This is a genomic window from Diaphorobacter sp. J5-51 (assembly GCF_001023515.1).
Taxonomy (GTDB): domain Bacteria; phylum Pseudomonadota; class Gammaproteobacteria; order Burkholderiales; family Burkholderiaceae_C; genus Diaphorobacter; species Diaphorobacter nitroreducens.
In genome coordinates this window covers 1-4612 of sequence record NZ_JSYI01000087.1, presented here as the reverse complement: position 1 = coordinate 4612, position 4612 = coordinate 1, and the positions used below count along the sequence as shown (strand labels likewise).

The following is a 4612-nucleotide window of genomic DNA, read 5'->3' as shown; positions in this document are numbered from 1 at the left end:
GCTTTTCGTACCGTCACTTATTGCACTGAAAACGAGGAGACCCCTCTTCGAAGCTGCAAGAGTTAAAACATTCACACATGAAAGATTGAAATGGATACACGATTATTTGCTTTCGTCGGCGCAGACATTGGCCCTTGGCGGATTGTCAGGGCCGAAACGAGAGTTGGCGAGCCCCTGCCTGAAGCCAAAAGGCTCAACGTCGTATCCGCTTCAGAGTTGCAGTCTGAAACCAATGCACCCTGGATACTTCGTGGAATAACCAGCAATGAACGATATGTCATGCGCGCAGAGAAGAATGAAATTGTAGCGAAGCAGCAAGGTCTGGCGCGCCCAGAAGCAACGTGCGGTGCGCTAATACCGATCCGGAAGAACGCAGCTTGGTGGGAGCTCACGCAAGACGAACGCCGGAGCGTTTTCGAACAGTCGAAGCACGTCCAAATCGGGCTTCAGTATTTGCCTGCAGTAGCGCGCAAGCTCCACCACTGCCGCGACCTCTCAGAGAATGAACCGTTCGATTTTCTGAATTGGTTCGAATACGCGCCAATTCATGAGGTTGAGTTCAACAGGCTGCTTTCCGAACTGCGTGCGTCAGAGGAATGGAAATACGTCGACCGAGAAGTCGATATTCGTCTTACGCAAGCACAGGTCTAACCCGCCGATGAACACGGACCCCCAACAGCGGCGCGTTGCGCCGCCGTTTCGGGCCGGTTATCGGCAACGTAGAACTCTCGGATACAGTTGTTCTGTAATAACTTCTCAAGCCAAATTGATTTTTGGAGTGGATATGGAAATGGAATCAAGAATATTTTCGGTAACAGAATATATTCGTCCGTCTGACGGCGAACCAATTCGTTCAGTGGTTCTGGAAACCAAGGACTCAGCAGTTGTTGTTTGGCATGCCCATCCTGGGCAAGAAATAACCGCTCATGTTCACCCGGACGGCCAAGATACTTGGACGGTTATCTCTGGAGAGGCTGAGTATTACCAAGGAGGCGGCAAAGTCGCTCATCTAAAGGCTGGAGATATTGCCATAGCAAAACCTGGCCAAGTGCATGGCGCTCTAAATACTAGTCCAGTGCCGTTTGTATTTGTCTCAGTGGTTGCATCTGGCAACGCGGGTTTTGCGTTGGCTGAAAAATAGTCTTTCTCAAATGTGTGCCCCAGAGAGTTCTAACCCATCCATCAACACGGACGCTGCGCGATGAAGCCGCGCCGCGCCGGCTAACTCCACGTTGAGCGTCAGCTTTCCATATGTCTGGGGGTCTGCAACGGGTCGGGTGCCGTCGCGTGCGCAGTGTCAAAGCTGACATGACTAATACATGAGATGGGCTGATGCTCGCCGTCCGGTCAGGCAGCTGCCCCCCTGCAGGACTCACAGCAGTTGTATGCCACCCGTCATCCGAGACGTCAGTCGGCCTCATCCAGACCGGAACAATCTGGACGTGACGTCCGGCTGGCATTGCCGTGATCGAAATGGCGGCTAGTGACACGACTGTTGGGTCTACCCCATCGACCGGGCGCGGGACAAGCCACGTTGATCGGCTGACGGAATTTTCGGCGGTTCCGGCTTAGAACCCCAATCTGCGCCTGCAGTGGTGAACGGCGAGGTGCAGACCATTTACCGCGTCGCTGATGCCACACCACCCGCGTCGCGTTCGTTGCATTGATGGAACATGATCACAACCGGTAACCGGGCAGCGCCCATTCCGATTTCAGGAAACCCATGACCAAACAAGCAATTAACGAGAAGTGCGCAGGCTATATCCAGCTCGTGTTCTTTGATGACAAGAACAATGAAGTCATCACCATTGGCGGAGCTGGTTTTCTGACGGAGCCAAAGCTTGAAGAGGCGTGGAAGAACCTTCCTACCTTCAATGGAAAATCCAGCTTCCAGGCTGATCTACTGGACGGACAAGGTGACATCGTGGACGAAAAAACCGTCAATGTGGTGACCTGCGAAACGCTGATGAGCAAGCCCATAACGACCCTGATCGCAGAAGGGCGAGCCAAGCTCGCTGCCGAGCTAGCTCGGTATCACAGCCAAGCCTGAGCAAGAAAAGCAATATATGCAAAACCAAATCATTTTCCTGGCCCTGGCATTAGTCGTTGCCTGGCTGCTGTTTGGCAAGGCCTATAACATCGGCTATGGAATTTCTCGCAGGTTCAACGGCTTCCTCAATCGCATCGCTTTTGAGCGCAATTTGCGAAAGGCGCAAGAAATGGGGATTGAACAAGAATACCGGGATGCGTTTCTGGACTATGGCGGATTTCATGAGTTCGCATGGCAGCGCCCAGGATTGGCGTGGTATGCATTCCGCATCGCCAAGGCAACGGCAACAAACAAAACCTAGCAAGGGAATTGGCATGGGCGTCGCAGCACAACACCGAGGAAACGCCGTGATCGGCCGTCAGGCCTACGCCGAGGCGCATGCACGGCGCGACCAGGCCGAGCTGGCGCGAATCGCTCAAATCGCCGAAGACTGCGATGCCTTCGTGCGCCAGGCGATGGAATACCTGGTTGAGCCTCGTGGCCTGCGCCAGGCAACCGTGGAGCGCGCCAAGACCCGACGTGGCTGGCCAAAACGCCATGCCGCCTTGGTGGACGCGCACGCCGCCTGGGTGGATGTGGTTGGTGCGCGCTGCACCAACATCTGGGCTGCCGCCAGCGTGCGCCGTGCCCAGGCGGCATACACCCTGCTCTGCTTCGCCTTGGGCGACTGGACGATCCCGGAGCACATCCGGGTGCCAAGGGCCGCATCCTCTTGATCGGCTGCAGACGCACGATTCCAGAGTCGCAGCCTACAGCGGGTCGATCATTCTTGACAAATGTTAGCAACGTGACTAACATTACCGTCAAGTAGGTTGTCATAGGAATCATCATGGGACAAGCACAAGTGCGAACCGTCACGAGCCGAGAGTTCGTGCATAACGTCAGCGCGGCAAAGCGCGCCGCGTCCGAGGGGGATACCGTGATCATCACAGACCGTGGCGAGCCCTCGCTCGCGCTCATGTCCATCGCCGAATACCGCCGCCTTACCAAAGCCGACAAGAGCCTCGTTGAACTGCTGCGCATGCCCGAAGCCGACGCCTACGATTTTGACGTGGAACCTATCCGCATCGAAGCGAAGGATTTGGACGCGTCCGAGCCCACCGGCCATGGCTTGGGGCAGCACAAGTGATGCTGATCCTGGATACCAACGTCGTTACGGAGGCTCGCAAGAGCACCTGCGACCCGAACGTGCAAGCCTGGTTGGCCACCCAGAGTACAGACCAGCTATTCATCACCGTCATCACCGTACTGGAGATCCAGCGCGGTATCAGCCTGATCGCGCAACGCGGGGATGAGGCGCAGGCGGGGATTTTTAATCGCTGGCTTGAAGCAATGGTGCTACCCGCTTTCGCCGGCCGCATCCTGCCCATCGATCACGTCGTCGCCCGACAGGCGGCAAAGTTGCAGTGGGCCGACTGCAGGGACTACCGTGACCCGTTGATTGCCGCAATGGGCCTCGTCCATGGCGCGGCCGTGGTCACACGCAACATCAAGCATTTCGAAGCCACCGGGGTTCGACTGGTCAACCCCTGGGAATTTCTACCTCTCGCGCAAAACAGATGAGCACTCCTGCGGCACTCTCCCCCGGCCAGCGCGCCTACTACCTGCCCAAGAGCGGTGGGCTCAAGCAGCCTGCCCTCGTGCGCAAGGTGGGCAACAAGCGTGTGCAGCTGGCTATTGGCCCGCACGCCATCCACAGCCACGCGCAAGCCGTGGTGGACGGCCAGTGGGTGGAGCGCTTTGAGGTGCAGCCGCGCGTGCTGCCGGTGGCCGCGTTCCGCGAGGAGATGCGCTGCTCGGTCTCGGGCTTTCAGTTGGAGGCATGGAAACATCCGGTTGGCAATGCCAGGGCGTTTCCCAATGGAATCTGGTACGGGACGATCGATGGCTATCAGGTGGGGGCGCCCTGTACCAGCGATGAGGCTGCGGTGGCTGCTGCGTATGGCGCCCTGCTGCACGGCGGCTATCAGGTGGCCCTGACTTCCGCCATCGAACACCACGGGATGCAGTTCGGCCTCGGGACAGGGGACGCGGACAAGCACCGCCAGCAGATTGGGCAACTCCAGGAGCGTCTGGCGAAGGTCGATGCGCTGCTGACGCAGGGTGCCGAGCCCCGCCAAGTTCTGTTGGCGCGCGGCAATCCGAATCGTGGCCCCGAGTCCGGTACTGGCCATGGCCGCTGGGTGCCGGTGCAGTTTCTGGGATTCGCTCAGCCGGAAGGGATGCAGGTCAAGTGCCAGCTGCTGGAGGATGACCCGTGGGCCGTGGGCGCACCGGACAAGGCCGGGGACATCGGGCTATGGAGCATGTCGGCCGTGGTGCGCTGGTCGGCAAAGGCTTGAAAACCATGCAAACAGATCTCGAAAAAGAAAACAAGCGACTCGTCGAGTGCCTACGCAAGGCCAACGCCCAGGCCGAGCATTTCGAGCGCGAATGGTACTTGCGCGGCGATGCCCTGGAGGCTGCTGCACAGTCCCTGGATGCGATCGCACGGCTTGCGGGCAAGGATCAGTATCTTGCGTATTCCACGCGATGGCGGACACGATTCCATGCTGATGGCGG

9 protein-coding genes are annotated in these 4612 nt (G+C 58.0%); all 9 read left to right on the top strand.

The annotated features are described in order from the left end of the window. Nucleotides 1-90 precede the first annotated feature (90 nt). A complete protein-coding gene (locus OX89_RS12475) occupies nt 91-651 on the top strand; it encodes a chlorite dismutase family protein (RefSeq protein ID WP_011514928.1) in 561 nt (186 codons plus the stop codon). A gap of 133 nt (nt 652-784) precedes the next feature. Continuing rightward, nucleotides 785-1141, top strand: a complete 357-nt coding sequence (locus OX89_RS18195; RefSeq protein WP_012435589.1) for a cupin domain-containing protein — start codon at nt 785-787, stop codon at nt 1139-1141. Between the two features lie 582 nt (nt 1142-1723). Further along, the gene (locus OX89_RS12470) at nt 1724-2050 is read left to right on the top strand and encodes a hypothetical protein (protein WP_047350848.1); all 327 of its coding nucleotides are present in this window, start codon (nt 1724-1726) and stop codon (nt 2048-2050) included. 16 nt (nt 2051-2066) lie between these two features. Further along, the gene (locus tag OX89_RS12465) at nt 2067-2351 is read left to right on the top strand and encodes a hypothetical protein (RefSeq protein ID WP_047350847.1); all 285 of its coding nucleotides are present in this window, start codon (nt 2067-2069) and stop codon (nt 2349-2351) included. Nucleotides 2352-2397: 46 nt separating this feature from the next. Next, nucleotides 2398-2766: a hypothetical protein gene (locus OX89_RS12460; RefSeq protein ID WP_047350846.1), complete on the top strand. Its 369-nt coding sequence runs from the start codon at nt 2398-2400 to the stop codon at nt 2764-2766. Between the two features lie 113 nt (nt 2767-2879). Next, nucleotides 2880-3179, top strand: coding sequence for a type II toxin-antitoxin system Phd/YefM family antitoxin (locus OX89_RS12455; RefSeq protein WP_047350845.1), 300 nt, complete (start codon nt 2880-2882; stop codon nt 3177-3179). Further along, nucleotides 3179-3613 (top strand): type II toxin-antitoxin system VapC family toxin, encoded by a 435-nt coding sequence (locus OX89_RS12450; protein WP_047350844.1) that lies wholly within the window; start codon nt 3179-3181, stop codon nt 3611-3613. The genes OX89_RS12455 and OX89_RS12450 overlap by 1 nt, the downstream gene beginning before the upstream one ends. Beyond that, nucleotides 3610-4392 (top strand): hypothetical protein, encoded by a 783-nt coding sequence (locus tag OX89_RS12445; RefSeq protein ID WP_047350843.1) that lies wholly within the window; start codon nt 3610-3612, stop codon nt 4390-4392. Before OX89_RS12450 ends, OX89_RS12445 begins: the two co-directional genes overlap by 4 nt. Before the next feature lie 5 nt (nt 4393-4397). Continuing rightward, a partial coding sequence (locus OX89_RS12440; RefSeq protein WP_047350842.1) for a hypothetical protein occupies nt 4398-4612 on the top strand: 215 nt, incomplete at its 3' end.

Excerpts from the sequence above, each read along its gene's own strand:
- OX89_RS18195 (WP_012435589.1), top strand. The coding sequence starts at position 785 with ATGGAAATGGAATCAAGAATATTTTCGGTAACAGAATATATTCGTCCG.
- OX89_RS12475 (WP_011514928.1), top strand. The coding sequence starts at position 91 with ATGGATACACGATTATTTGCTTTCGTCGGCGCAGACATTGGCCCTTGG.
- OX89_RS12455 (WP_047350845.1), top strand. The coding sequence starts at position 2,880 with ATGGGACAAGCACAAGTGCGAACCGTCACGAGCCGAGAGTTCGTGCAT.
- OX89_RS12450 (WP_047350844.1), top strand. The coding sequence starts at position 3,179 with ATGCTGATCCTGGATACCAACGTCGTTACGGAGGCTCGCAAGAGCACC.
- OX89_RS12445 (WP_047350843.1), top strand. The coding sequence starts at position 3,610 with ATGAGCACTCCTGCGGCACTCTCCCCCGGCCAGCGCGCCTACTACCTG.
- OX89_RS12470 (WP_047350848.1), top strand. The coding sequence starts at position 1,724 with ATGACCAAACAAGCAATTAACGAGAAGTGCGCAGGCTATATCCAGCTC.
- OX89_RS12465 (WP_047350847.1), top strand. The coding sequence starts at position 2,067 with ATGCAAAACCAAATCATTTTCCTGGCCCTGGCATTAGTCGTTGCCTGG.